Source organism: Micromonospora taraxaci, from assembly GCF_007830095.1.
GTDB lineage: Bacteria > Actinomycetota > Actinomycetes > Mycobacteriales > Micromonosporaceae > Micromonospora > Micromonospora taraxaci.
In genome coordinates this window covers 742,010-767,819 of the sequence record NZ_VIWZ01000002.1, presented here as the reverse complement: position 1 = coordinate 767,819, position 25,810 = coordinate 742,010, and the positions used below count along the sequence as shown (strand labels likewise).

The following is a 25,810-nucleotide window of genomic DNA, read 5'->3' as shown; positions in this document are numbered from 1 at the left end:
CCGAGGTGGGCCTGGGCGACTCCCCCGTGCCGGGGAGATCTCAGCGGTGGTCGGCGACGTACTGCTGCGGGTCCTTGTCGCGGAACGGCAGGTTGCGGCCGTTCTTGTGCTCGCCGTAGAAGGTGAGCCAGCGTTGCCCCAACTCGGCGCGGAGTTCGAAGCTGGCGTGCCGGCGGAAGTCGGGCAGCGCCTCGTCCTCCTCCTCGGCGAGGTGCTCGCTGTTCTCCCGGCGGGCCGTGCCGACCGCCGCCCACCACTCGTCCGAGCCGACCGGGTGCAGCTTCGCCTCGGCGATGGCGTCCCGGATCTTGTTGTGGTCGCCGATCGCGTCGGCGGTCTCGTCCTCGCCGTCGTCGCCGTGTTTGACCAGGTGCGGGTAGAGGATCGCCTCCTCCGCCTCGGCGTGGATGTCCAGGTGCAGGGCGAGGGCGTCCCAGACGGCGAGCATCTCCTGCTCGTCGCGGGCGTCGTCGAGGCGGGCGAAGCCACGCCGGAAGGCGGCGTGGTCGTCCAGGATCAGTGCGGTGATGTCGTCCACTGTGCTCACTTTCCCGTTGGGCTGGCGAACCGGGCACGCACCATCGCCGGCATCGCGGCGAGGCCGGTGACGGGGCGGAAGCGTTTCGCGGCCTCGACCAGTGCGGCGTACTCGTCGTCGGCGAGGTCGATGTCCGCGGCGGCGGCGTTGCGTTCCATCTGCTCCACCCCGGACGCCCCGGGAATGGCGAGCACGTTCGGATGGCGCAGCAGGTAGGCCAGCGCGATCTGACTGGGGGTGGCGTCGTGCGCGTCGGCCACCTGGCGCAGGGTGTCGATCAGGACCGCGCCGCGTTCCAGGTTCTCCGGCAGGAAGTACGGGTTGGCCCGGCGGACCGCGCCGCTCGGCGGGTTCTTCGCGTCGTATCGGCCGGAGAGGAAGCCCTGCGCCAGCGGGCTGTACGCGATGACCACCCGGCCGGCCTCCCGCGCGTATGGCAGCAGGTCCTGCTCGGGCGCGCGGTCCAGCATGCTGTAGCGGACCTGGTTGCTGAGCACCCGCCGGCCGAGCGCCGCCTCGGCGACCTGCCAGCGGCGCAGCCCGTAGTTGCTCACCCCGACCTCGCCGACCAGCCCGACGTCCTGCAGGACGCGCATACCGCGCATGGTGGTGTGGTCGGCGACGAGCGGGTTGGGCGAGTGCACCTGGTAGAGGTCGATGCTGGTGACGCCGAGCCGGGCCGCCGAGGCGACAGCCCGTTGCTGCACCACGGCGGCCACCGGCAGCACGGGCAGGATCTTGGACGCGATCACCATCTTGGGCCGGTCGTCGCCGAGGGCCGCGCCGAGGATGCGTTCGCTGCGCCCGAAGCCGTAGATCTCCGCGCTGTCGAAGACCGTCACGCCCAGTTCCACGGCCCGCCGGACGATCTGCGCCGCCTGCTGCTCAAACTCCCGGCCGTAGCCCCATTCGCGGGAACCGAACTGCCAGGTGCCCAGCCCGATCTTGGACAGCGGTTTGGGAGTGTCGAGCGCAATGAAACGCATGGCGTCGAAACTACCCCGATGTCCTGGTTCGCACGCGCTATCTCCGCCAGCACCTGCCGGAGCTAGGCTCATGATCGTGACCTACCTCGCCGCGGATGACCGCTACGACTCCATGACCTACCGGCGCAGCGGGCGTAGTGGCCTGCGTCTGCCCGCCGTGTCCCTCGGGCTCTGGCACAACTTCGGCCCGGACCGCCCGTTCGAACGGCAGCGCGACATCGTCCGACGCGCCTTCGACCTGGGTGTGACCCACTTCGACCTGGCCAACAACTACGGCCCACCGCCCGGCTCGGCCGAGGAGAACTTCGGCCGGATGCTCGCCACCGACCTGAAGGCGTACCGGGACGAGCTGGTCATCTCCAGCAAGGCCGGATACCTCATGTGGCCCGGCCCGTACGGCGAGTGGGGTTCGCGCAAGAACCTGATCTCGTCGTTGGACCAGTCGCTGGGCCGTATGGGGTTGGACTACGTCGACATCTTCTACTCGCACCGGTTCGACCCGGACACCCCACTGGAGGAGACGATGGGCGCGCTCGACGCCATCGTCCGCTCCGGCAAGGCGCTCTACGTCGGCATCTCGAACTACAACTCCGAGCAGACCACGCGGGCCGCCGCGATCCTGCGTGACCTGGGTACGCCGCTGCTGATCAACCAGCCGTCGTACTCGATGCTCAACCGTTGGACCGAGTCCGACGGCCTGCTCGACACGCTGGAGCAGGTCGGCGCGGGGTGCATCGCGTACAGCCCGCTGGCCCAGGGCCTGCTGACCGACCGCTACCTGGGTGGCATCCCGGCCGACTCGCGGGTACGCACCAGCGTCTTCCTCAACGAGAGCGACCTGAGCGACGAGAAGATGGCCACCATCCGGGGTCTCGGCGCGGTCGCCGACCGGCGCGGCCAGTCCCTCGCGCAGCTCGCGCTGGCCTGGGCGCTGCGCGACCCGCGGATGACCAGCCTGATCATCGGGGCGAGCAGCGTCGAGCAGTTGGAGACGAACATCGCCGCGCTCGACAACCTCGACTTCACCGCCGACGAGTTGGCCGAGATCGAGCAGCACCTGGGCTGAGCACCGCCGGGTTCCGGGCGGCTCGGATCACCAGATCCGACGCCGCCCGGCCCGGTGGTTACGGACCTCGCACTGGCGGCCCACGGGTGCGGCGGCACCGCGACGTCGCCGGGTCGCGCCGATCAGCAGCAGCAGGACCAGCACGACTGCGGCACCGGCCAGCACCGGCCACCGGCCACCGAGGTCGGTCACCGACGCCACCGGCACGCCCGGGTCGGCCGCCGCCGCCACCGCCGAGCCGCTGGCCGCCGGCTCACTCTCAGCGGTACGCGGAGCGGCCGCCGCGCTCTTCGTCGCGGCGGCCTTCGTCGCGGTGGCCTTGGCACCACGGAACACCACGTCGGAGCAGGAGTAGTAGGTGTCCTGGGTGTTGGAGTTCTGCCAGATCGTGTAGATCAGGTGCCGGCCCGTACGACCCGCCGGCAGTCGGCCCGCCAACTGGTACGCCCCGGCCCGCACCGGCGGGTCGGTCAGCGTCAGAAACGGGCGCGCTTCCAGGTCCGCCCAGTTCAGCGGGGATTTGGGGTCGTAGTCGGGTGTGGTGACGTAGAGCCGGAAGGTGCCCCGGTGCTCGATGGTGGTCCGGTACCGGAAGGTGAACTTCGCGCCGGTGGTCAACTCGGTGCTCGGCCAGTCGGTGCGGGGCAGGTCCAGCCCTCGGTACGCGGACAGCCCACCGCTGCACAACTCACCGTCCGGGATCCGTTCCCGGTCCCGGCCGTTGATGGCGGCAACGCGTACGTTGTCCCATTCGCGCACCGCCGCACCCGCCTTCACGGCCGCCCGACAGGCGCTGGTGGCCGCGTACCGGCCCTCGGGCCCGCAGGCCGCCGCCCGGCTGACCGGGTCGGTGGGGGCGCCGTGGGCGGCGGCGGGCGTGGCTGTCAGGGGCACGGTCGCGGCGACGACGAGCGCCACGGCGAAGAGCCGGCGTACGGGCATGAGGGCGACCTCCGCCCACTGGTACGGCCGGCGGGCGGCAAAGGTTCGACGGGGCTCCGGTAATCGTCAGCCGTCGACGGCGGCTGCGGCGTGATCGGCGAGGTAGGCCAGGTAGAGCAGATAGGGCACGACGAGCAGGGCGAGCACCAGCACTGCCGCGATCACCGGCGGATCACCGAAGGCGGCCCCGAGCAGAATCGGCAGCGGTGAGGCGACCGCCAGCAGGATGCCGGTGCGGCGCAGGGGGCGGGCGACCCGTTGGTGCGCCGCGTGCCAGTGCTCCGCAGAGCGCAGCGTCGCCGGCGTCCGTACACCGGGGCTGCGGTTTCTGTTCACCGTCGGTCGCAGCGCGGCCCGGGCGGTGAACGCCACGAGCCAACCAAGAAACGCGTAGACCACAGTCACAAAGGCCCCGGGCCACACTCTGGCACCTCCCCACGCATCGCCAACCATCAGCGTAAGGGGCGGGAATCCCCAGGGTGGGTGCGGCGTTTCGATACTCGGAACCGCTTGCACCGAGGAGGCAGAGATGAAGGTACGTAGCTCGTTGCGTGCGCTGAAGCAGAAGCCGGGTTCGGTGGTGGTCCGCCGTCGCGGCCGGACGGTCGTGGTGAACCGCGCCAACCCGCAGTGGAAGAGCCGCCAGGGCTGACCCCGGCCCCGCACCGGACATACAGTCGACAAACGCCCTGACCGGTGACCTGGTCAGGGCGTTTTGCATGTCGACCGGATGTCACGGATCGTCACGGAGCTGCGCGAGTCGACTCTTGTCCGGTTTGCCGCTCGGCGCGAGCGGAACCCGGTCGACGACAGTGACGGTTCGGGGCACCGCCAGGTCGTTCACCTGTGCGGCCACGAGCTTGCGCAACATATCCGGATCGGGCGTCCTCCCGGCCACCGGCACCACGAAGGCGTGCACGGCCTCGCCGGTCATCTCGTCCGGGCACCCGACGACGTACGCCTCGCCGACCGTGGCGTCGGCGGCGAGCGCCCGCTCCACCGGTCCGGCATGGACCAGCTGCGCGTTGACGATGATCACGTCCCGGGCGCGCCCGAGCAGCCGCAGGTATCCGTCCGCGTCGAGCTCGCCCAGGTCACGGGTACGCACCCACCCGTCCACGAACACCTCGGCCGACTCGTCCGGGTCCTGCCAGTACGAGGACGCCTGCGTGGGTGTGCGGACGTAGACCTCCCCGTCGCGGATGGAGACGTCCACGGCCGGACGACCGACAGTGGCGAGCGTGGCCGGGTTGGTCAGCATCTCGGCGGGGGTCACCATGGCGATCATCGACGTCTCGGTCTGCCCGTACCCGTGGAAGATCACCGGGCCCAGCACGTCGAGGGCCTCCGCCAGTCGGCCCGGCGCGAGTGGCGACCCGGAGACCATCAGCGCCCCCAGGTGACGCAGGTCCACCGGGTTGGCGCGCTGGTCCCGGATCAGCTGGTGCAGCTTGCCGACGGTGATCACGCTCGCCGTGGCCTGGTGTTCGACCAGGGCATCCGGGAAGACCGGCCGGGGCGCCACGACGAGGGTGCCGCCCGCCGCGAGGGCGAGGACGCCGTACTCCAGCATCACCTGACTGGCCAGCGACCCGAAGACCAGGTAGCGCTGCATCCGGGTCGCCAGTTCGGCGATGGCCGGGGGCCACCGGTCCGGGTACGGGACCCAGGCCGCCGACATGGCCGCATAGGTCTGGACCACGCCCTTCGGCGTCCCCGTGCTGCCACTGGTCCAGGTGATCCGCGCGGGATCCTCAGCCCGTCCCGCCGCGACAAGTGGCAGCCCGTTGTCGGGATGCTCGGCGAGCGAGGCCAGCTGAGCCGAGTCGACAATGAGGGAGCCGGACAGTTGTGCCGGGCTCAGGTCGGCACGCCACCCGGACACCCGCGCCCCGACCGCGAAGGCGGCCATGGTGGCGGCGAAGGCGGCGGCGGTGACCGGCAGATCGAGCGTGACACCCACTCCGGGCCCCGCGCCGGACGAGCGCAGCCCGGCCGCGATGCGCCGGATCAGACCCGCCATCTCCGAGGCGGTCGTGACGACCGGCCCGTCCTCGAAGACCGGCCGGTCCTCGCCGGTTGCCAGGAGGTCGAGGATGGGCTGCGGCCAGACGTCAGCAGGCATCGGCGAGGACGCCCTTGACGAAGACCTCGAGGGGCTGCCGATGCACTGTCGGCAGGTCCCAGGTGTTCTCCAGGTTCTCCGCCAGGTGGTGCTCGGCGACGACCTGCCCGTCGCGCAGCACCCGCACGACGGGGTGGAGATAGCTGGCGTCGTGCGCGGCGTTCGCGTCGTTCTCGGCCGGACGCGGCACCGTGATGTCGAACGGGTCGACCTGGTCGTGGTCGGGGCCGTACTCCAGGGTGACCAGGAACGCGAACACGTCCGGCAGCGCCTCCCGCAGGTAGGCGACCGGTACCTCCTCTCGGTAGCAGGCGGCTTCGCCCTCGACCGTGATGACGTCGCCGAGCACCGCGAACTGCTGCCACAGCGCCGAGGTCACGTTGATCCGGGCGATTATCGAGTCGGCTATCGCCTCCGGCGTCAGGGCGATCTGCCGCGACGGCCAGGGCTGCCCGTGGTGCCGCTCGCGCAGGATGTGGTGCAGTGCGCGGGTGGCGTAGCGGAAGCCGTGGATGAAGCCGTTGGTGGACTTCTTGAAGTCACGCTGCTGGCTGAGGGTGCCGGCGAAGTAGAGACCGCTGACGTTCACCGACTCGAAGGCCGGCGTCTGCGCCGGGAACCGATCGTTGATGACCAGCTCCGGCCGCGCGGACTCGGCGAAGATGGACGCGTCGAAGCGGAATCCGGTGCAGAGGATGACCCTGTCGTACTCGAGCTCGCGCAGGTTCTCGACCGTCCGGGCGTACCGGAAGAGCACCCGGAACCCGCCGCCCTCCCGCCGGCTGATCTGCTCCACAGTGCCGTCCAGGACGGCGTTCTGCGACTTCAGCTGATAGGTGTCCAGGAAGTTGTTGTTCACGGCGCGCAGGTGCCCGACGTAATGGGACTGCCAAGCCAGCTTGATGGAGTGCGGCCCGGCGACGTGAATCGTCGCGGCGGTCTCGACGAGCGCGTCCGCGGTCTCGAAGGCCGAGTTGCCCTTACCGATGATCAACACGCGTTGGTTGACGAAGTCGGCGGGGTCGACGCTCACCGTGTCGTAACGTTCGGCCAGGTCCGCGCCCTCGATCGGCGGCACGTGGAGCTGGGAGACGCCGGTGGCGACGACGACTCTCCGTGCCGTCCAGCTGTCGTCGCCGGCCCGCACCGTGAACACGTCACCGGTCTTCGACACGGAGGTCACCCGGGTGTCGTAACGGACGCGCAGACCCCGCGCGAAGTCGGCGAGATAACGCACCAGATCGTCCGCGGCCGGAAAATAGCGCGTGCTGTAGTTCTTGAAGAGCAACGCCGGATCGTCGGTCAGCAGTGAGTTCCAGTCCGACCGTAAATTGAACTCCGGGTCCTCCGATCCGGTCCACACCTTGTTGATCGAAATCAGCTGGCGATGCCGGGGATAGGTCTCGAAGAATGTGCCCGGTCGGGGGCCGCCCTCCAGCACCACGTAGTCGTGACCGTCGCGTTCGAGCAGGGCCGCGAGCTGCAGACCGGCCGGCCCGGCTCCGATGATCAGGCAATCGTGCGTCATACGGCGCAATTTACTGAGGCGATTTCAGAGCGCTCTGAGAAAGCGTCTCTAGCATCCGCTTCCATGACGATTGAGGTGGATCTGGCAGCACCGCTGCGCCCCGCCGACCTGCGCGCCGCAGCGGGCCCGGTCGCTGTCGTGATCGGCGAGGAGGTGCGCGACCGGGTGGCGACCGGCCGCACATTCCTCGGGAAGGCACTCGGCGACGACCGCGCGATCTACGGTGCCACCACCGGGTTCGGGGCGCTCGTCGGGTACGCGGGCCGAGCCGACCAGCGCGACCAGGCCGACAACACCCTCGCCCACCTCGGGGCGGGCCAGGGCCCGGACCTCGCACCGGATGTCGTGCGCGCGACGCTGCTGGTCCGCGCCTGGTCCCTGGCCCGGGGCGCGTCGGGGGTCTCGCCGCACGTGATCGACGCGCTCGCGGCCATGCTCGGCACGACGTTCACACCGGCCATGCCCCGATTCGGCTCGGTGGGGGCCAGCGGCGACCTGATCCCGCTCGGTGCCGCCGCTCAGGCGCTGCGCGGTCGCGGGCACGCCTACCTGGACGGTGTGCGGATGCCCGCCGGTGAGGCCCTGGCGAAGGCCGGCCTGGAACCGCTGCCGCTCGACGGCAGGGACGCGCTGGCGCTGGTGAACGGCACGTCGCTCACCACTGCGGTGCTGGCCCTCGCCCTGGGCCGGGTCCGCACCTCGCACCGCGTGGTGCAGACGCTGAGCTGCCTGCTCGCCGACCTGCTCGGCTGCGATCCGCAGTTCCTCGATCCCGCCCTCCTCGCCGCCTACGGTCACCGGGGTGCCATCGAGGTGGGCGCCGCGATGCGAACGACAGCCGCCGGCCTGGAGACGTCCGGTACCAGACCGTTGCAGGAGCCCTACAGCATCCGCTGCGCGCCACAGTTGCTCGGAGCGGCCGAGGACGCCCTGCGCTACGTCGACGGTGTCGTGACGGCGGACCTCGGCGGGGTCAGCGACAACCCGCTGTTTTTCCCGGCCGACGACAAGGTCGTGCACGGCGGCAACTTCTTCGGCCAACCCGCTGCGTTCGCCGCCGACGTCCTGTCCATGGTGATAGCCCAGGTCGGCAACCTCGCCGAGCGCCAACTCGACCTGCTCGTGGACCCGGGGCGCAACGGCGGACTGCCGCCGATGCTTGCGGCGGGACCAGGTCAGCAGCACGGGCTGCAGGGCGTACAGCTCGCGTCGACAGCGCTCATCGCCGAGATCAGGCGCGACTCCGTGCCCGCAAGCCTGCAGAGCCTCCCCACCAACCTGCACAACCAGGACGTCATCCCGCTCGGCACGCAAGCCGCTCTCCGCGCCCTGGACCAGGCGGAGCTGCTACGCCTGATCACCGGTTCGCTCGGGCTCGGGCTGCGCCAGGCGGTGCACGTGGGGGCGCGCCGGCCCACGGCGGTGGGCTGTGACCGGATCCTTCGAGCCTTGGAGGAGATACCCGCGATCGACCCGGACCGGCCGCTCGACGGAGACGTACGAAGGGCGGTCGCCATTCTGGAAGAGCTTGAAATCTCTCTGATTTCCGGCTCGTACGGTGAGCGCCGTGACGCTTGATTACCTGATCATCGGGGCCGGTCCGGCCGGTCTTCAGCTCGCCGCCCTGCTCGAGGCCGACGGCACGCGTGACTATGTGGTGCTGGAGGGCGCCGACGGGCCGGGGGCGTTCTTCGCCACCTATCCTCGGCACCGCCAGCTCATCTCGATCAACAAACCGCGCACGGGCACCGACGACCCCGAGCTGAATCTGCGGCTCGACTGGAATTCCCTGCTCACCGACGATCCGGCGCTGTTGTTCACGCAGTACACCGAGCGGTACTTCCCCGACGCCGACGTGATGGTGCGATACCTCGCGGACTTCGCGGCGAAGACGGGCGTCAAGGTCAGTTACGGCACCCGGGTGACCCGCGTGTCCAAGCACGACGACGTGTTCACGGTCGAGGCCGGCGACCGGTGCTGGGAGGCCCGCGCGGTGATCGTCGCCACCGGCGTGTCGAAGACCTACTCGCCGGACATCGCAGGATTCGAGCTGGCCGAGGGGTACGACGTGATGAGCGTCGAGCCACGTGACTATCTCGACCAGAAAGTGCTGATCATCGGCAAGGGCAACTCCGCCTTCGAGACCGCCGAGAACCTCATGGAGACCACGACGCTGATCCACGTCGCGGGGCCCAGCTCGGTCCGGATGGCGTGGCGCACCCATTACGTCGGGCACCTGCGCGCGGTCAACAACAACTTCCTCGACACCTATCAGCTCAAGTCGGCAAACGCGATCCTCGACGGCACGATCAAGAGCATCGAGCGTGACGGTACGGGCTACAAGGTCGCGTTCAGCTTCTCCAGGGCCAACGAGGTCGTGAAGGAACTGCACTACGACCGGGTGTTGGCGTGCACGGGATTCCGTTTCGACGACTCGATCTTCGACGCCTCCGCACGGCCGCAACTCACCATCAAGGACCGGTTCCCGGCACAGACCGAGGAATGGGAGTCGGTGAACGTGCCCGGGCTGTTCTTCGCCGGGACGATCTCGCAGGTACGCGACTTCAAGAAGTCCACGAGCGGTTTCGTGCACGGTTTCCGCTACGCCGTGCGCGCACTGCACAGAATCCTCTCCCGCCGGTACGACGCCACGGACTGGCCGTCCACCAGGCTCGCCGCCGACCCGGCGGCCATGACCGCGGCGGTCATCGAGCGGGTCAACCGCACCTCCGCCCTGTGGCAGCAGTTCGGGTTCCTCGCCGACGTGCTCACCCTCGCCGGCCCGGAGGCCCGCTACCACGAGGAGGTGCCGGTGGACTACTTCGTGTCGACCGGCCTGCGCACCGCCGAGCACGACTACGACCGGGCATTCGTGATCACCCTGGAGTACGGCCCCGACCACGACCAGGTCGACCCGTTCGACATCACCGTGTCCCGCGTCGCCCAGGACGTCGTGGGGCAGGCGCACGATGCGGCGTACCTGCACCCGGTCGTCCGTTACCACCGCGAGGGCCAGGTGATCAGCACGCACCACCTCGCCGAGAACCTGGAGAACCGGTGGGACCGGCCCGAGGTCCACGTGCGGCCGCTACAGGAGTTCCTGGGGCGTTGCCTCTCCGGCGTCGAGGGCTGAGATGGACCCGGTCCACCAGGACTTCTTCGAGGGCGGCGCCGGGCGGGAACGCACCATGGCCGCCAACGAGCGGGCTTTCGAGCGGCGGTGGCTCGTGCCACGGGTGCTGCGGGCGACCGGCGAGCGGGACCTGCGGACCACGGTGGCCGGCACGTCGCTGGCCGCCCCGGTCCTGGTCGCTCCGACGGCCTTTCATCGACTCGCGCACCCCGACGGCGAGGCCGCCACCGCCCGGGGGGCCGCGGCGGCCGGCGCCGCGATGGTGGTGAGCATGGCCGCCACCCAGCCGGTCGAGGAGATCGCGGCGGCGGGCGGAACGCTGTGGTTCCAGCTGTACCCGCAACCCGACCTCGACTTCACCGAGTACGTGGTCAAGCGCGCCGCGTCGGCGGGCTGCCGGGCGCTCGTGGTGACGGTCGACTCTCCGGTGTTCGGACGGCGCGAGCGTGACCTGCGCAACGGCTTCACGGACCTGCCGTCCGGCTACGCCTGCGAGAACATGCGCGACGCGGCCGGCCGGGTGCGCTCGATCGCGATGGACGCGACGGCGGGGTGGGACCGGATCGTGTGGCTGCGCGGCGTCACAGGGCTGCCGATCCTGCTCAAGGGCATCCTGCATCCCGCGGACGCCAGCCTCGCGGTGGAGCACGGCGCCGCCGGTGTGATCGTGTCCAACCACGGTGGACGTCAGCTCGACGGGGCGATTCCCACGCTCGACGCGCTGCCCGCAGTCGTGGCAGCCGTGGATGGGCAGATCCCGGTGCTGCTCGACGGAGGTGTGCGCTGTGGCACCGACGTGGTGATCGCGCTTGCTCTCGGAGCACGGGCGGTGCTGGTGGGACGTCCGGTGGTGCGCGGGCTCGCGGCGGGCGGGGCGGTGGGCGTACGGGAGGCGCTCGAACGACTCACCACCGAGCTGGACCAGGCCCTCGCCCTGGCCGGAGCGCGGCGACCGGCCGATCTGACGCCCGACCAGGTGGTAACCCGGTGAAGGCGGTGGTCGCCCTCCGCGAGTGGATCTTCGAGCGGGTGAACGGGGCCGAGGGCATTCCCGTCCCCGGGCCGCTGGTGGGGCCGGAGGACTTCGAGCGGGTCTACAGCGATCCGGCCGCCGACGGACGCAGCCGCGGGGCCGGGCTGTCGGACCTGTTCTGGTACTGGCTCGCCCCCGGTCCACAGATGCATCAGGAGCACCTGGAGCCCGGCGAGCCGTACAAGACGGTCGCGCGGACGACACGTCAGGTGCTGGCCGTCGCACACCCGCGCTCCGACGAACTCGCGACGGCCGCGACCCGGCGGATCCTCGACACGCTCCCGACCGGCCGAACCAGTCACGTGCGGCTACGGGACCTGATGATGCCGATCTGGGCCGAGGTCTCATACGAGCTGGTGTTCGGCGCATCCTGCCCGCGCGGCGTGCGGGAGCTCATCGTGGCGAATGCGGACGACGTGGTCACCGCGCTGAAGGGGATGAGTCTGCGGCACATGTCCCGGCGGGATCGCCTGACGCGCTACCTGCTGGACCGGATCGACGCGGGGACCTGCCCGGTCGTGCTGCCGCCGCCCTTCACCGCCCTGGAGACCGCCTGGTACCTCCAGGGCGCGTTCTTCAACACGGCGGTGGTGCAGATGTCGGAGGCCATGACGCACATCCTGCTGTGCGCTCGGTCCGTCGAGGACACGTCGGACGGCTCTCTCGACCGGGTCATCGACGAGACGCTCCGTGTGTACCCGCTGTTCGGTATCGCGCACCGGATCACCTCCGGGCCCATCTCCGTGGGCGATCACGTTCTCCCCACCGGATCGGTGCTGCTCTTCAACTATCTGGCCTATCAGCGCACCGGCCCCGCAGCCGACGACGAGTTCAACCCGGACCGCTGGCTGTCGCTGCGCCGGCAGGACGCGCATTTCATCCCGTACGGCGTCACCGCCAACCGGGCCTGTCCGGCGCGTGGTGCAGCCCCCGTCCAACTGCGGGCAGCGACACGGGAGGTGCTGCGGCGGTTCTCGGTCAGCTCGTCGGCGGCGCACACCCGCTCACTGCCGAGTCGCGGTCCCGCGTACCTGACGCCCCGGGGCCTCCCCGGTCCCGGCCGCAACCGGCTCGCCCTCATGCGGCACCGCGACCGGGTCTTCGACGTGGGGCGGTCGGTCAAGCAGCTCGTCTGCGGCACCTGGATGGTCGTCGACGCCCGGCGGCAGAAGTTGTGCACCCGATTCTTCGAGGAGGCAGGCCCGTGACCCCTACCGAACTCGCCCCGCGGTTCTTCATCGCGGTCGCTGTCATTCTGCTCTTCTGCAGGCTGGTCTCCTGGCTTCTCGGCAAGGCGGGTCAGCCTCCCGTGGTGAGCGAGATGCTCGCCGGGGTGTTGCTCGGCCCGTCGCTGCTCGGCCTGCTGTGGCCGGGCGCGCAGGCCGCGCTCTTCCCCGCGCCGCTGCTGCCGATCCTGTACGTGGTCGGCCAGGTCGGCCTGGTGCTGTTCATGTTCCAGGCGGGCTACGCCTTCACCTCGCACCGGGTGACCAGGCTGGCGGGCACGGCCGGGGCGGTGTCGCTGGCGGGTGTCACGGTTCCGCTGGTTCTGGGGGTCCTGCTGGTCCTGGGCATGGCGGGTTTCGTCCCGATCCGCGCGGAGGGCGTGTCGCTGGGGGTGTCCGCGGCGTTCGTCGGTGTGGCGCTGGCGATCACGGCCTTCCCCATGCTCGCCCGGATCATCACCGAGCGCGGTCTCGCCGGCACCCGTTTCGGGTTGCTCGCCCTGGCCTCCGGCGCGATCGACGATGCGGTCGCGTGGATCATGCTGGCCGTGGTGCTGGCGTTCGCCTCGGGCGCCGCCGGCCCGGCCCTGGTCACCGCGGGTGGCGCAGTGCTGTTCGGGCTGGCGCTGTGGCTGGGCGGGCGGCGGGTGGCCGGCTTCGTCATGGGGCTCCCGGGTGATCGCGCACGGCTGCTGGGCACTGTGGCGCTGCTCTTCCTGGTCGCCTGGTACACCGACGAGATCGGGCTCTACGCGGTCTTCGGCGCCTTCGCTGTCGGCGTGGTGATGCCGCACTCCGCGCAGACCGACAAGGTGGTCGACACGCTGACGCCGATCGCCGCGACGGTGTTCCTGCCGCTGTTCTTCACCTTCTCCGGGCTGCGCACCGAGTTCGCGCTGCTGGGCAACCCGGCAGTGCTCGGCTTCGCCGTCGCGTGCGTGGCCGTGGCGATCGTCGGCAAGTTCGGTGCCTGCTGGGGTGCGGCCCGGATGATGGGCGAGCCGAACCCGGTCGCGCTGCGCGTCGGCGCCCTGATGAACGCCCGTGGCCTGATGCAGCTGATCGCGCTGAACGTGGGGCTGGAGGCGGGCGTCGTGAACTCGTCGCTGTTCACCGTGCTGGTGCTGGTCGCGCTCGTCACGACAATCATGACGACGCCGCTGCTCAGCTGGATCGAGCGGCGCGAGGCGAGCGCTCCCGCATCTACACCGTCGCTCGTTCCCGCCGGAACCCCGTAGATTTATTGTTTGAGGAGACAAGTTTCACAACACATAGAGTGTTATCTATGTCACTATCCTTGTATGACTCGACTCCTGCTCGTCGAGGACGACTCTGAGCTCCGCGGGATGTTGGCTGAGGCCCTGACCGACGAGGGATACGTCGTCGACCAGGCCCCCGACGGCCAGCGCGGCCTCCACCTGGGGCTCACCCGGCCGTACGACGTGATGGTGATCGACCGGCTGCTCCCCGCCCTCGACGGGCTGGACCTGGTCGTCCGGCTGCGCTCCCGGGCGGTGGTCGCCCGGGCGCTGCTGCTGACCGCGCTCGGCACCGTCCAGGACCGGATCGCCGGCCTCGACGCGGGCGCCGACGACTACCTGACGAAACCCTTCGACCTGGACGAGCTGAGCGCCCGCATCCGGGCACTCTGCCGCCGGACCTCCGAGTCGACCGAGGTGCTGCGGCTCGGGCCTGGCCAGCTCGACCTCTCCGTGCGCGACGTCGTCCTGCCCGACGGCACCCGGATCGCCCTGTCCGCACGCGAGTTCGAGCTGCTGCGGGTGCTCGCGGCCCGACCGCACACCGTCCACTCCCGTTCCGAGCTGCGCAGCCGGGTCTTCGACGAGGCGGCCGCGGCGTCCCTGGTCGACACGTACGTCTACTACCTGCGGCGCAAGCTCGGTCGCTCGGTGATCCGGACCGTGCACGGCCTCGGCTACCGGCTGGGGACCCTGTGAGCTTCGAGGACACCATGCTGCGCCGGGCCCGGGTGCGGGTCAGCATGGTCGTCGGACTCACCGTCACGGCGCTGCTCGCCCTGGGCGCCGCCATCTCCTACGTCGCACTGCTGCACAGTCAGCACGAACAGATCGAACGGGAGCTCACCTACGGCGCGGTCCACGGCACCATCGACGGCCCGCCGGGCTGCAACTGGATCATCCTGTACGACGGCGGCACCATCGACTCGGGCCGCAACCCGCCACCCCCCGGTTTCCCACTGCGGTCCGCCATCGACGCGGTGGCCCTCGACCGTCAGGCTCGCAGCGACAGGGTCGACCGCAACGGCACCACCTACTACGTCCGCACACAGCCGCGCGGCACGGGCGTGGTGCAAGCGGTGTTCGACGCCCGCTTCCAGCTCTCCGACCGGCGTCACCTGCTCGCCGCCTTCCTCCTCGCCGCGATGGTCGGCCTCGCCGCGGCAGTGCTCACGGGCATCGTCGTCGGCCGCCGAGCGGTGGCACCGCTCGCCGAGGCGCTCAGCCGGCAACGCCGCTTCGTCGCCGACGCCAGCCACGAATTGCGCACCCCCATCGCCCACGTCCACACCCGCGCCCAGATCCTGGCCCGCCGCGCCGGCACCGACCGCGCCGACTACGACCGCCTGATCGAGACCACCCGCCGCCTCGGCGAGATCGTCGACGAGCTCCTGCTCTCCGCCCGCCTCGCCGCCACCCCGGCCGAACGGCAACCGTCCGAGCCCGTCAACCTGGCCCGCCTCGCTGCCGAGGCCATCGACTGCGAGGCCGACCGCGCCGCGGAGCAGGGCGTACAGGTGCACCTGACCGTCCCGGACACTCCGGTCCTGGTCCCCGGCGTCGCCTCGGCCCTGCGCCGCGTGGTCGGCGAACTGCTCGCCAACGCCCTCACCCACACCCCGACCGGCGGCCGCATCGACGTCACAGTGCGCACCTCCCGCCGCGACGCGGACCTGGTGGTCACGGACAGCGGAGCTGGCTTCGACCCCGCCGACGCGAACCGCCTCTTCGACCGCTTCCACCGCGGCGCCGGGGCCAAGGACCGGCGCTTCGGTCTGGGCTTGGCCCTCCTGCGCGAGGTGGTGACCAGCCACGGCGGGACGATCTCCACCGACAGCCGGCCCGGCGCCGGGGCGACCTTCACCGTCCGCCTACCGACGGCGGCGATGGCACAGCGCATCGACTAGGGTGCTTCGGGAGACCGCCCCCAGGAGGAGGAACCATTGTTCATCTTGGAGCTGTCCTTCGGCGATGAACCCGACCGGCTAGCCGCTCGGCCCAGGCACCGGGAACGTCTCCAGGCTCTGCATCAGGAGGGCCGCCTGGTCATGGCCGGGCCGTTCCCTGACGACTCCGGCGCGCTCCTGATCTTCGACGTCGCAGACGCCGAGACGCTCGCCGCGATCGTCGCCGAAGACCCCTATTACCGCACCCCCGGGGTGACGATCGTCAGCCAGCGGGAGTGGGCACCGATCGTCCGCTAGACGCCGATCGCGCCCGCGTGGTCGGTCCTGCCGGCGACCCGTGATGCGAGGTCGGTGAGCGGAGCGCACGAGAGAATGAACCGCAACAAAATCAGCGGCCTAGCGGATGATCTCCGACTAAGCCGCTGACCTGCGGTGCAACAAGGTGGAGCCGAGGGGACTCGAACCCCTGACCCCCACACTGCCAGTGTGGTGCGCTACCAGCTGCGCCACGGCCCCTTGCTGTCGTCCCGGTCGCCCGGGCACTGGGAAACTATACACAGACCGGCCGGCATGGTCATCTCGCGGGGTCCCCCCGCCGTGCCGGGTCAGTTGAGCGCCACGTCCGGGGGGAAGTGGGCGACGGCGGCCATCATTCCGCCCTGCCGGCGCAGCACCATCGGCCACAGGTCGTCGGGTCGGTCGACGAAGGCGTCGCCCGGGAGCGCGTCCAGCACGAACCAGGAACCATCGGCGATCTCCTGCTCCAACTGGCCACCGCCCCAGCCCGAGTAGCCGGCGAAGACCCGGATGCCGCCGATGCCCTCCCGCAGCCGCTCCGGGTCGACCGAGAGGTCGATCGTGCCGACCGCTCCGGAGACCTGGTGGAAGCCCTTGAGCCGACGCATCGGGTGTCGCATGCGGGCGAGACAGATGGCCGAGTCGGGCTGCACCGGGCCACCCTCGAACAGCACCGCCGGATGCCGGGCCAGGTCACTCCAGTCGCCGAGCACGTCGGCCACCGGAACCTCAGTGGCGCGGTTCAGCACCACGCCGAGCGCACCGCCCGGCTCGTGGGCGACCAGCAGCACCACCGTACGGTCGAAGTTCGGGTCCTTGAGCGCCGGAGTCGCGACCAGCAGCCGCCCGGTCATCGACTCCATCGCTCGTCCGCCGATCGCCTGGCCCTCTCCCTGCATCCCACACACCCATCAACCGTGAGCCCGCGCCGGGGATCGGTCATCTGCCGGATCCGACCGGTGCGCCGGGATCGGCCGCGCTGTCAACGCCATGCCTGGCACCATAGCCTGCGTCCCCGGTGCTGGCTAAGGTCTGACCGGCAGGTGATCGCACAGTTAAGACGGAGATTCGACAGCCCCGACGACGAACTTCCTGGTGATCGATGCTCTTGGTCACCGTCGGTGGAGAAACGCCCGAAAGGTCCGTCACATCCCGATAGATTCGGCTGATCGGGAGGGTGACAGTGGTCGTCAGTGCCCGCGACACGGAGGCGGGTGGCGATGGCAACGGTCCGGGATGCGACATACGACGTGCTCCGCACCCTCGGCATGACCACGGTCTTCGGCAACCCCGGCTCCACCGAGGAGCCGTTCCTCAAGGACTTCCCCGCCGACTTCCACTACGTCCACGCGCTGCACGAGGCGACCGCTGTGGCGATGGCCGACGGGTACGCCCAGGCCAGTGGAAATCCGGCGCACGTCAACCTGCACACCGGCCCGGGCACCGGCAACGGCATGGGCAACCTGGTCACCGCCTGGCACAACAAGACCCCGTTGATCGTCAGCGCCGGCCAGCAGACCCGGGAGATGCTGCTGCTCGAACCCCGCCTGGCCAACCGTCGACCCACCGAGCTTCCCCAGCCGTACGTCAAGTGGGCCTACGAGCCGGCCCGGGCGCAGGACATCCCCGCGGCGATGCTGCGGGCGTACGCGACGGCGGTGCAACCACCCGCCGGGCCGGTCTACCTCTCGCTGCCGATGGACGACTGGGCCCAGCCAGCCGACCCACCGCCCGCACCGCGTTCGGTGGCAACCCGGTTCGCACCGGACCCGGATCGGTTGGACGACTTCGCCCGGGTCCTCGCCGACAGTCGTAACCCGGTGCTGGTGTTCGGGCCCGGGGTGGACCGCTCCGGAAGCTGGTCGACAGCTGTCGAGCTTGCCGAGCGGTTGGCCGCACCGGTCTGGTCGGCGCCCGCCACCGAGCGGGCCGTGTTCCCCGAGGACCACAGCCACTTCCGCGGCGTGCTGCCGTACGCGATCGGTCCGCTGGCCGAGGCCCTGCGGGGGCACGACACGGTGCTGGTCGTCGGCGCTCCGGTGTTCCGCTACTACCCGTACGTACCGGGCGGGCACCTGCCCGACGGGGCGCGGCTGTTACACGTCACTGACGACCCGGACGAGGCCGCCCGCGCGCCGGTCGGGGACAGCCTCCTCGGCGACCCGGGGTTGACCCTGGCCGCGTTGATCGAACGGGTGCCCCCGGCCGACCGGCGACCGCCCGCGCCCCGGGAAGCGGCGGCAGCGCCCGAGATCACCGTTCCGCTGAGCGCCGACGCCCTGTTCGCCGCGCTGGCGGCGCACTGGCCGGCGGACGGCGTACTGGTCCAGGAGTCACCCTCCAACCTGTCCGCGCTGCGCCGCCAACTGAAGGTCAACCGTCCGGCGTCGTACTTCACGATGGCCAGCGGAGGCCTCGGCTACGGCCTGCCGGCCGCGATCGGCGTGGCCCTCGCCGAACGGGACGCCGGGCGTCAGCGACCGGTGGTGGCGGTGATCGGCGACGGCTCGTTCCACTACTCGGTGCAGGCGCTGTGGACCGCCGCGCGTCTCGCGCTGCCGGTGGTGGTCGTCGTCCCGGTCAACCAGCAGTACGCGATCCTCAAGGCGTTCGCCGAGCTGAAGGACACCCCCGGGGTGCCCGGCCTGGACCTCCCGGGGTTGGACATCGTGGCGATCGCGTCCGGCTACGGCTGCGCGACGGAGGTGGTGGAGACCCCCGACCAGCTCGGCGTCGCGCTCACCACCGGCCTGCGGGCCGACCGACCCACAGTGCTGCCCGTACCCATCAGCACCGACGTGCCCAGCATCCTCTGAGCCCGGCCGGTCAGCGCGACGCCATCGACAGTGGAGCGCCGGTGAACACGTCGAGCACCGGCCGGGCGCCCAGCGGCGTCGCGAGGGTGACAGTGACTGGCTCCACCTTCAGCACGTCGATGCACTCGCCGGCGGCTCGGGTGACGCGGCCACCGACCACCACGACGTCGGGCCGTTCCCACACCAGCGGGGTGATCCCGGTGTCGCAGGCACCGACGCCGAGCCGCACTGTCACGCGGGTGCCGTCGACCGCCGCGAGATTCTGGGCCGCCACCAGACCGGCCGGCAGCGGCCCGGCCGGCGCGGTGGGCGCGGGCACCCGGCCCACCGCCGTGGGCGCGACGGCGAGCTGGGCCACCGGGGTGGCCAGCTCCTCGACGTCGAACAGCCAGGCCGGGACCTGCGCCTCACCCCGGCTCGTGCGGACCGGCACGGCGCCGAGGGTGACCCCGGTGACGGTGAGCGACAGGCAGGCGGTCTGCGTCGAGCTGGTGGTCCAACCGTCTGGGCCGGGCTCGACGGTGGGGCCGCCGGGGGTGGGCAGGCCGGGCCGCTTGGGTCGTCCCGGGCACGGCAACGGGTCACCCTGGTCGAGCTGGCGGTACGCCTCGGCGGCGCTGACCAACGGCAGCGTCAGCCGCCCGTCCGGGAACCGGATCTCGCCGCCGACCCTTGTGGGGTACATCGGAACCTGCGCCCGATACCAGCCGGCCCGGAACGCCGCCTCGGTGTCAGGTGTGAAGCCTGGTTCACCGGTGAGCACTGTCGGCCCCTCCAGCGGCACGTACCCCGTGCGCCACGCCGTTCCGGGCTGCCACGCCTCGGCGACCTGGGCCGCCCTCTGGTCGAAGGCCTCCGCGGGTCGCGCCGGGTCGCTCGGCCGGCCGGCCCTGCCGGCATCGGTCGCGGCACAGCCCGCCACGAGAAGCAACGGGAGTACGAGCAGCAGGGCCGGTCGACGCATGAACGGTTCGACGCGGCCACCGACGACCCGGTTCCCCGGCACGGGTTCAGGTTTCGCCACCCAGATCCGTCTGGTACGCCTCCCAGAGCAGGTCGGAGCCGCGTCGCCGGTGCCGGGCCAGCTTCCGCAGCAGGTGCCCGGCTCGATGCCGTAGCTCGTCCGGGTGCACCTCGGTCTGCTCGGCGATCCGCTGGACCGCGAGGAGCGCGGCCACGATCGCTGCGTGCTCCCGGGTCAGCAACCGCACTCCGTGCTCCAGCCGGGGCGACTGGGTGAGCAGCTCCCGGTAGAGGCCTGCTGGCCCCTCGGTGACCCGGACGTGCTCGGCGAAGCCCTGCCGCACCGGACGCAGCCGCAGCAGGATCTCCTCCCGCCAGCGCGGCTCGGTGGTGACGACGGCGACGGCCCGGCCAAACGCGTGCACGTCTCCGGCGAGCCCGGCCGGGCGCGGCTCACCCGGTAGTCCGACGGGATGTGGATCGACGGGATGCGCGGCACGCGGACGGGCGACGAGTGACGGCTGCTGAACCGGACCGGTGACCATGGCACCTCCCGCGCGAAAGCTGCTATCCCATAACGCGATGGTGCGGCTGACCGGAGGGCCCTGTCCAGGGCCGTCAACCGGCTCATCTGCCCCGTTCGCCCCAGGAGCCCCACCTGCACCAGCGGTCACTGGTCACGGGGCCGGGGGGTGGCCTAGCGGGGGTGCGCCGCCAGGCGGTTCAGGTGGTCGGCGACGGCGTGCGCGGCGTCGTCGCGCCCGTCGGCCGGTCGGCCGGTCGTGATCGCGTCCGCCAACGCGCGTAGCTCGGACGGGGGCAGGGTGTCCAGACCCATGCCGCGCAGGGGGATGACGACCCGCGGCGCGCCCGACCGGTCGACGGCGACGACGGCGGAGCGCAGCCGCTGCCCGTCCACCGGGGCATCGTCCCCGCGAAGCGGCACCCCGTCGGCGTCGATTCGGGCGGTGGCGAGGTCGACGGAACGGGTACGGAACGCGCCCCGGACCCGTACCCGGCTGCCGTCCAGCCAGGCGGCGGTGCGGAGCACCCGCAGCACGAGGTAGACGCCGAGCAGGACGAACGGCAGACCGCACAGCCCGACCACCGGGACGGAACTGGACTGGTCCGCGCCACCGGTGGGTTCCCTCAGCCCGGGCGGCAGCATTCCCGGCGGCAGGTCGCGGGCCTCCTCATAGGAGGCGAAGGCGTCCCCCGGGCCGGTCAGCCGCCGCAGCAGCCCGCCGGCGAGCAGGGGCAGCGCCACGAACGCCATGCCGAGGGTCGCGACGAAGACGCCGGACAGCACCGCCACGGTGCGCTGGGCGGGTGACGCGCCTACCGACAGGCGCAGCTCCTGGTGGGTCACAGCAGGCAGCGTAAGACCCCCGACACGACGAAGCGCCCCGGCTGGTGGGCCGGGGCGCTTCGCTCGAGGTGGTGGAGGTGCCGGGAATCGAACCCGGGTCCTTCGCCGGTTTGTCAGGGCTTCTCCGAGCGCAGCTCGCTGTGCCTCTACTCGGCCCCACCGCTCACGCGAGCAAGTTGGTGTGACGGGCCCAGTCGCTGATTGATCTCGCCGCACGGACCCCGCGACCGGGTCCGATTGGCCAGCCTTCTAGCTGATGCCGGCTACTGGGACGAAGGCGTTCCCAGACCGACAGACTTAGCTACTCGCCTCAGGCGGCGAGAGCGAAGTCAGCGCGAGTGTTATCGGCGCTTATAAGTTTCCGACGATCGATTCTCGAGACGACGTCGGCTTCCTCGGCTCGCTTCCCCTGTCGCTGCGTACGAAGTCGAAACCAGTCACCCCCTCGACAGGCCACCGATGTGGCGGCACTGACAAGACTAACGCCTGCCGCAACAGCTTTCATCCCGAGCCCTGGGCCGGCGCGCCGACCCGGACAAACAGGATGAATCAGTCGTCCATGCCCTTGCCGCGTCGACCGGACACCCGGGCGATCTCCCGGTCCGCGTCCCGCTTGGCGAGGTCCTGACGCTTGTCGTACGCCTTCTTGCCCTTGGCCAGGGCGATCTCGACCTTGGCCCAGCCGTCGGAGAAGTAGACCTGCAACGGGACGATCGTCAGACCACCCTCGCGGGTCTTGCCGACGAGCTTGTCGATCTCACCCCGGTTGAGCAGCAGCTTGCGCGTACGCCGGGGCTCGTGGTTGGTCCAGGTCCCCTGGGTGTACTCCGGGATGTGCATGGCGTGCAGGTACAACTCGCCGTCGCGCTCCTGGGCGAAGGCGTCGACAAGCGACGCGCGACCGGCCCGCAGCGACTTGACCTCGGTGCCGGTCAGCGCCATGCCCGCCTCGTAGGTGTCGAGGATCGCGTAGTCGTGGCGCGCCTTCTTGTTGGAGGCGACCACCTTGCGCCCCTTTTCCCGTGGCATCGGTGCCACCCCCTCTCCGGCGTCCGTGGCCGAGCTCACCCCGGCCGGACAACCGATCATGCTACCCGAATGACAAGGACCCTCCCGCGCCGTTTATTTCCGGCTGCGGGAGGGTCCTCGGGAGACGACGGGACGACCCGTACGGTGCCTAGACCCGCAGGTAGAAGCGCAGAGTGATCCACGCGGTGCCCGCGCTGACCAGACCACCGACGCCGGCCATCAGCGGGAAGATGAACAGGATGTCGCCCCAGCTGATCGGCGAGAGCAGACCCTGCAACGCGCTCAACGAGCCGTCGAAGAGCAGATACTTCGCCGCGATCAGGGCGACCAGACCGAGCAGCGAGCCGATCAGGCCGGCCACCACGGCCTCCAGCACGAACGGCGCCTGGATGAACCAGTTGGACGCGCCGACGAGCTTCATGACCGCGACCTCACGCCGCTTGCTGTACGCGGCCACCTGAATGGTGTTCGCGACGAGCAGCAGGGCGGCGATCGCCATCACGATGGCGGCGGCCAGAGCGATGTTCTGGATCGACGTGAGGATGTTGAAGATCTTGTCGAGCAGCTTGCTCTGGTCGACGATCTCGTCGACGCCCCCGGTCTCCTTGTACTGGTCGTAGATGTTCTTGTACTGCTCCGGGTTGTTCAACGTGATCCGGAAGGACTCCGGCAGCTGGTCCGGCTTGACCGCGTTCACCAGGTCCGGAGCGTCCTGGTACATCGTCTTGAAGCGCTCGTACGCCTGGGCCTTGTCGACGTAGATGACCTCCTTCACCAGGGGGTCACCGTCGAGCTTGGTCCGCAGATCGGTGCGCTCCTGCTCACTCACCTCCTGGTTCAGGAAGATCGCGACCTGGATGTTCTTGAAGTAGAGGTCCTTCATGTCGTCGACCTGGCGGTACATGAGACCGCTGGCGCCGAGCATGGTCAGCGAGACCGCCATCGTGATGATCATCGCGATGGACATGGTCACGTTGCGCCACAGTCCGACCAGTACCTCGGACAGGACGTATTTCACGCGCATCGGGATTTCCTCCGGGTCTCCGGCATGAGGTGTTCGTCGTCAGGCTGGGCAAGGGTGGAGCGTCGGCTCACCCGTAGACGCCGCGGGCCTGGTCACGCACGATGCGACCGCTCTCGATCTCGACGACGCGGCGGCGCATCTGGTTCACGATGTTGGAGTCGTGGGTGACCATCACGACGGTCGTGCCGGTGCGGTTGATCCGGTCCAGCAGACGCATGATCTCGATCGAGGTGTCCGGGTCCAGGTTTCCGGTGGGCTCGTCCGCCAGCAGGATCAGCGGACGGTTCACGAACGCCCGGGCGACCGCGACCCGCTGCTGCTCACCACCGGAGAGCTCGTGCGGGTAACGGTGCTCCTTGCCACCGAGCCCGACCAGCTCCAAAACCTCCGGCACGACCCGGCGGGCAACCGCCTTGGTCTTGCCGATCACCTCGAGGGCGAACGCCACGTTCTCGTAGGCGGTGCGGTTCGGCAGCAGCCGGAAGTCCTGGAAGACACAGCCGATCGAGCGCCGGAAGTGGGGTCGCTTCCAGGAACGCATCGACGTGACGTCCTTGCCGTTGACGACGACGCGTCCCTTGTTGGGGGCCACCTCGTGCAGCAGCATCTTGATGATCGTGGACTTGCCGGAGCCGGATGGACCGATGAAGAAGACGAACTCGCCCTTCTCGATCGAGACGGACACGTTGTCGAGCGAAGGCCGGGACGCCTTCGGGTACGTCTTCGTCACTTGCTCAAGCTGAATCACGGGTCGTGAGTCTACGCGGTGTAACAACTGAGCCAAGCCCCACGCCCCGCCGATCCGTCGCGAGTCGCCGAATCAGGCCCCCACCTGGAGATCGATGACGCGCTGCGCCTACGCGCGGTTACGCACCGTCGTCGGCGAGTTGCCGCTGCTTGCGCCAACGGATGCCCGCCTCGATGAAACCGTCCAACTCACCGTCGAAAACGGCGCTCGGATTGCCGGTCTCCTGCTCGGTTCGGAGATCCTTCACCATCTGATACGGGTGCAGGACGTAGGAGCGCATCTGGTCGCCCCAGGAGCCGGCGGCGTTCTCCTTGAGACCTTCGAGCTTGGCCTGCTCCTCCTGGCGCTTGCGCTCCAGCAGCCGGGCCTGCAACACCCGCAGCGCGGAGGCCTTGTTCTGCAGCTGCGACTTCTCGTTCTGGCAGGTCACCACGATGCCGGTCGGGATGTGAGTCAGCCGCACCGCCGAGTCGGTGGTGTTGACGCTCTGCCCACCGGGGCCGGAGGAACGGTAGACGTCGACGCGTACCTCGTTCTCCGGGATGTCGATGTGGTCGGTCTGCTCGGTGACCGGCAGGACCTCGACGCCCGCGAAACTGGTCTGCCGGCGGCCCTGGTTGTCGAACGGGCTGATCCGGACCAGGCGGTGGGTGCCCGACTCGACGCTGAGCGTGCCGAAGGCGTACGGCACCTTCACCGCGAAGGTGGCCGACTTCAGGCCCGCCTCCTCGGCGTACGAGGTCTCGTAGACCTCGGTCGGGTAACCGTGCCGCTCAGCCCAGCGCAGGTACATCCGCAGCAGCATCTCGGCGAAGTCCGCGGCGTCCACGCCACCAGCGCCGGCCCGGATGGCGACCAGCGCCTCCCGGGAGTCGTACTCGCCGGAGAGCAGGGTGCGGACCTCCATCTCCTGGATGGCCTTGGTCAACCCGGTGATCTCCGACTCGACCTCGGTCAGCACGCCCGGGTCGGACTCGGCCTCGGCGAGCTCCAGCAGCACCTGGGCGTCGTCGAGACCGGAGCGGAGGCTGCCCAGCTTGCTGATCTCGCCGTTGACGTACGACAGCTGCGAGGTCACCTGCTGAGCCTTGGCCTGGTCGTCCCAGAGATCGGGGGCGGAGGCCTCCTGCTCGAGGCGGGCCTTGTCCTCGTGGAGCCGGTCGATGTTGAGGACGGCCTCGATGTTTCGCAGGGTCGCGTCGAGTTCCTTGAGCTGTTCGGCGTAATCGGCAGCGGTCACGACAGACAAGCGTACTGTGCCGTGGGCAGCTCAGCTCGTTGCGGATGCGCGAACCCGCCGATCATCACCCGACGGGGGCGGACTTCAACCACGACAGGGCGGCCCGGTGGTAGGCGACGGCGAACTCCAGCGCGCTGGCGTCGTACGTCTCGCCGTCCCGTTTGGCGTTCTTGACCTGTTCCCGGACCTGGGCGAGGGCCTCGGTGTGGTACTCGTTGGCCGAGGCGTACAGGCCCTTCAACTGGCTCGCCGAGTGCAGGTTGCCGAAGGCCATCCGCAGCGCGATCGGGTTGCGGATGGTGTCCCGCCCCGGGTTCTCCGCGAGCCAGCGGGAGAACGTCCGTTTCCCACTGGCCGTCAGTGCGTACGGCTGGCTCATCCGCGGCCCCGGCTTACCGAGACGCACGTAACCCCGCTCGGCCAGCACCGGCAACTCGCGGTAGACCTGACTGCGGGTCATCGACCAGTACGGCGCCAGACGGCGCTCAGCGGCGGCCATCAACTGACCGCCTGTCATCGGGCCCTCGTGGAGGAGGCCGAGCAGGGCCGCCGCCGTAGGGTTGACTCCGGATTCCGCCATG

At 70.1% G+C, this 25,810-nt stretch carries 26 protein-coding genes, 1 tRNA gene and 1 other RNA gene; 11 read left to right on the top strand and 17 right to left on the bottom strand.

The window, feature by feature from the left end; translation table 11 throughout:
* Positions 1–40: 40 nt before the first annotated feature.
* Together FHU34_RS32730 and FHU34_RS32725 are read right to left on the bottom strand one after the other, a co-directional pair.
* Complete coding sequence (locus FHU34_RS32730) at positions 41–538, bottom strand: hemerythrin domain-containing protein (protein WP_167524992.1); 498 nt, start codon at positions 536–538, stop codon at positions 41–43.
* A gap of 5 nt (positions 539–543) precedes the next feature.
* Positions 544–1,524: an aldo/keto reductase gene (locus FHU34_RS32725; protein WP_145786450.1), complete on the bottom strand. Its 981-nt coding sequence runs from the start codon at positions 1,522–1,524 to the stop codon at positions 544–546.
* Between the two features lie 70 nt (positions 1,525–1,594).
* On the opposite strand from FHU34_RS32725, the gene mgrA reads away from it, so the two are divergent.
* On the top strand, positions 1,595–2,590 hold the full coding sequence (mgrA, locus tag FHU34_RS32720; RefSeq protein ID WP_145786449.1) for an L-glyceraldehyde 3-phosphate reductase: 996 nt from the start codon (positions 1,595–1,597) through the stop codon (positions 2,588–2,590).
* A gap of 27 nt (positions 2,591–2,617) precedes the next feature.
* Here mgrA and FHU34_RS32715 read toward each other — a convergent pair whose 3' ends face one another.
* Together FHU34_RS32715 and FHU34_RS32710 are read right to left on the bottom strand one after the other, a co-directional pair.
* The gene (locus FHU34_RS32715) at positions 2,618–3,532 is read right to left on the bottom strand and encodes a lytic polysaccharide monooxygenase auxiliary activity family 9 protein (protein ID WP_145786448.1); all 915 of its coding nucleotides are present in this window, start codon (positions 3,530–3,532) and stop codon (positions 2,618–2,620) included.
* A gap of 66 nt (positions 3,533–3,598) precedes the next feature.
* On the bottom strand, positions 3,599–3,904 hold the full coding sequence (locus FHU34_RS32710; protein ID WP_167524991.1) for an SdpI family protein: 306 nt from the start codon (positions 3,902–3,904) through the stop codon (positions 3,599–3,601).
* A gap of 157 nt (positions 3,905–4,061) precedes the next feature.
* On the opposite strand from FHU34_RS32710, the gene FHU34_RS32705 reads away from it, so the two are divergent.
* Complete coding sequence (locus tag FHU34_RS32705) at positions 4,062–4,184, top strand: 50S ribosomal protein L36 (RefSeq protein WP_030331473.1); 123 nt, start codon at positions 4,062–4,064, stop codon at positions 4,182–4,184.
* An 81-nt stretch (positions 4,185–4,265) separates the two neighbouring features.
* Here FHU34_RS32705 and FHU34_RS32700 read toward each other — a convergent pair whose 3' ends face one another.
* Positions 4,266–5,657, bottom strand: a complete 1,392-nt coding sequence (locus tag FHU34_RS32700; protein ID WP_145786446.1) for a class I adenylate-forming enzyme family protein — start codon at positions 5,655–5,657, stop codon at positions 4,266–4,268.
* Positions 5,647–7,185, bottom strand: coding sequence for an NAD(P)-binding domain-containing protein (locus FHU34_RS32695; RefSeq protein ID WP_145786445.1), 1,539 nt, complete (start codon positions 7,183–7,185; stop codon positions 5,647–5,649). The genes FHU34_RS32700 and FHU34_RS32695 overlap by 11 nt, the downstream gene beginning before the upstream one ends.
* A 63-nt stretch (positions 7,186–7,248) precedes the next feature.
* Here FHU34_RS32695 and FHU34_RS32690 point away from each other — a divergent pair, with 63 nt between their 5' ends.
* From FHU34_RS32690 to FHU34_RS32655, 8 genes are all read left to right on the top strand, one after another.
* Positions 7,249–8,763 (top strand): aromatic amino acid ammonia-lyase, encoded by a 1,515-nt coding sequence (locus FHU34_RS32690; protein WP_145786444.1) that lies wholly within the window; start codon positions 7,249–7,251, stop codon positions 8,761–8,763.
* Complete coding sequence (locus FHU34_RS32685) at positions 8,753–10,318, top strand: NAD(P)-binding domain-containing protein (protein ID WP_145786443.1); 1,566 nt, start codon at positions 8,753–8,755, stop codon at positions 10,316–10,318. Before FHU34_RS32690 ends, FHU34_RS32685 begins: the two co-directional genes overlap by 11 nt.
* A gap of 1 nt (position 10,319) precedes the next feature.
* Positions 10,320–11,309 carry an alpha-hydroxy acid oxidase gene (locus FHU34_RS32680; RefSeq protein ID WP_145786442.1) on the top strand — a complete coding sequence of 330 codons (990 nt, stop codon included), beginning with the start codon at positions 10,320–10,322 and terminating at the stop codon, positions 11,307–11,309.
* On the top strand, positions 11,306–12,559 hold the full coding sequence (locus FHU34_RS32675) for a cytochrome P450 (protein WP_145786441.1): 1,254 nt from the start codon (positions 11,306–11,308) through the stop codon (positions 12,557–12,559). The genes FHU34_RS32680 and FHU34_RS32675 overlap by 4 nt, the downstream gene beginning before the upstream one ends.
* Positions 12,556–13,815: a cation:proton antiporter gene (locus FHU34_RS32670; protein ID WP_145786440.1), complete on the top strand. Its 1,260-nt coding sequence runs from the start codon at positions 12,556–12,558 to the stop codon at positions 13,813–13,815. Before FHU34_RS32675 ends, FHU34_RS32670 begins: the two co-directional genes overlap by 4 nt.
* A gap of 63 nt (positions 13,816–13,878) precedes the next feature.
* Positions 13,879–14,535: a response regulator transcription factor gene (locus FHU34_RS32665; protein WP_145786439.1), complete on the top strand. Its 657-nt coding sequence runs from the start codon at positions 13,879–13,881 to the stop codon at positions 14,533–14,535.
* Positions 14,532–15,743: a sensor histidine kinase gene (locus FHU34_RS32660; RefSeq protein ID WP_244312074.1), complete on the top strand. Its 1,212-nt coding sequence runs from the start codon at positions 14,532–14,534 to the stop codon at positions 15,741–15,743. The genes FHU34_RS32665 and FHU34_RS32660 overlap by 4 nt, the downstream gene beginning before the upstream one ends.
* Positions 15,744–15,779: 36 nt before the next feature.
* A complete protein-coding gene (locus tag FHU34_RS32655; RefSeq protein ID WP_145786438.1) occupies positions 15,780–16,040 on the top strand; it encodes a YciI family protein in 261 nt (86 codons plus the stop codon).
* Between the two features lie 146 nt (positions 16,041–16,186).
* On the opposite strand, the gene FHU34_RS32650 is transcribed toward FHU34_RS32655, so the two are convergent.
* Both FHU34_RS32650 and FHU34_RS32645 read right to left on the bottom strand, forming a co-directional pair.
* Positions 16,187–16,259, bottom strand: a tRNA-Ala gene (locus FHU34_RS32650).
* 89 nt (positions 16,260–16,348) lie between these two features.
* Positions 16,349–16,939 carry a YqgE/AlgH family protein gene (locus FHU34_RS32645; RefSeq protein WP_088986211.1) on the bottom strand — a complete coding sequence of 197 codons (591 nt, stop codon included), beginning with the start codon at positions 16,937–16,939 and terminating at the stop codon, positions 16,349–16,351.
* Positions 16,940–17,260: 321 nt separating this feature from the next.
* On the opposite strand from FHU34_RS32645, the gene mdlC reads away from it, so the two are divergent.
* Positions 17,261–18,856 carry a benzoylformate decarboxylase gene (mdlC, locus tag FHU34_RS32640; RefSeq protein ID WP_145786437.1) on the top strand — a complete coding sequence of 532 codons (1,596 nt, stop codon included), beginning with the start codon at positions 17,261–17,263 and terminating at the stop codon, positions 18,854–18,856.
* Between the two features lie 10 nt (positions 18,857–18,866).
* On the opposite strand, the gene FHU34_RS32635 is transcribed toward mdlC, so the two are convergent.
* The 9 genes from FHU34_RS32635 to FHU34_RS32595 all read right to left on the bottom strand — a co-directional run bounded on the left by FHU34_RS32635 (position 18,867) and on the right by FHU34_RS32595 (position 25,809).
* Positions 18,867–19,820 (bottom strand): hypothetical protein, encoded by a 954-nt coding sequence (locus FHU34_RS32635; RefSeq protein WP_145786511.1) that lies wholly within the window; start codon positions 19,818–19,820, stop codon positions 18,867–18,869.
* 46 nt (positions 19,821–19,866) lie between these two features.
* Positions 19,867–20,364, bottom strand: a complete 498-nt coding sequence (locus FHU34_RS32630; RefSeq protein ID WP_145786436.1) for a hypothetical protein — start codon at positions 20,362–20,364, stop codon at positions 19,867–19,869.
* 152 nt (positions 20,365–20,516) lie between these two features.
* On the bottom strand, positions 20,517–21,188 hold the full coding sequence (locus FHU34_RS32625; protein ID WP_145786435.1) for a hypothetical protein: 672 nt from the start codon (positions 21,186–21,188) through the stop codon (positions 20,517–20,519).
* Between the two features lie 69 nt (positions 21,189–21,257).
* Positions 21,258–21,633: a transfer-messenger RNA gene (gene ssrA / locus FHU34_RS32620) on the bottom strand.
* Between the two features lie 104 nt (positions 21,634–21,737).
* Entirely contained in the window at positions 21,738–22,217 is a 480-nt protein-coding gene (smpB, locus tag FHU34_RS32615; protein WP_145786434.1) for an SsrA-binding protein SmpB, read from the bottom strand.
* 148 nt (positions 22,218–22,365) lie between these two features.
* On the bottom strand, positions 22,366–23,241 hold the full coding sequence (gene ftsX / locus FHU34_RS32610; protein WP_145786433.1) for a permease-like cell division protein FtsX: 876 nt from the start codon (positions 23,239–23,241) through the stop codon (positions 22,366–22,368).
* A 67-nt stretch (positions 23,242–23,308) separates the two neighbouring features.
* On the bottom strand, positions 23,309–23,989 hold the full coding sequence (gene ftsE / locus FHU34_RS32605) for a cell division ATP-binding protein FtsE (protein ID WP_030331491.1): 681 nt from the start codon (positions 23,987–23,989) through the stop codon (positions 23,309–23,311).
* Between the two features lie 118 nt (positions 23,990–24,107).
* Positions 24,108–25,229: a peptide chain release factor 2 gene (prfB, locus tag FHU34_RS32600; RefSeq protein WP_145786432.1), complete on the bottom strand. Its 1,122-nt coding sequence runs from the start codon at positions 25,227–25,229 to the stop codon at positions 24,108–24,110.
* 64 nt (positions 25,230–25,293) lie between these two features.
* Entirely contained in the window at positions 25,294–25,809 is a 516-nt protein-coding gene (locus FHU34_RS32595; protein ID WP_145786431.1) for a PadR family transcriptional regulator, read from the bottom strand.
* Position 25,810 lies beyond the last annotated feature (1 nt).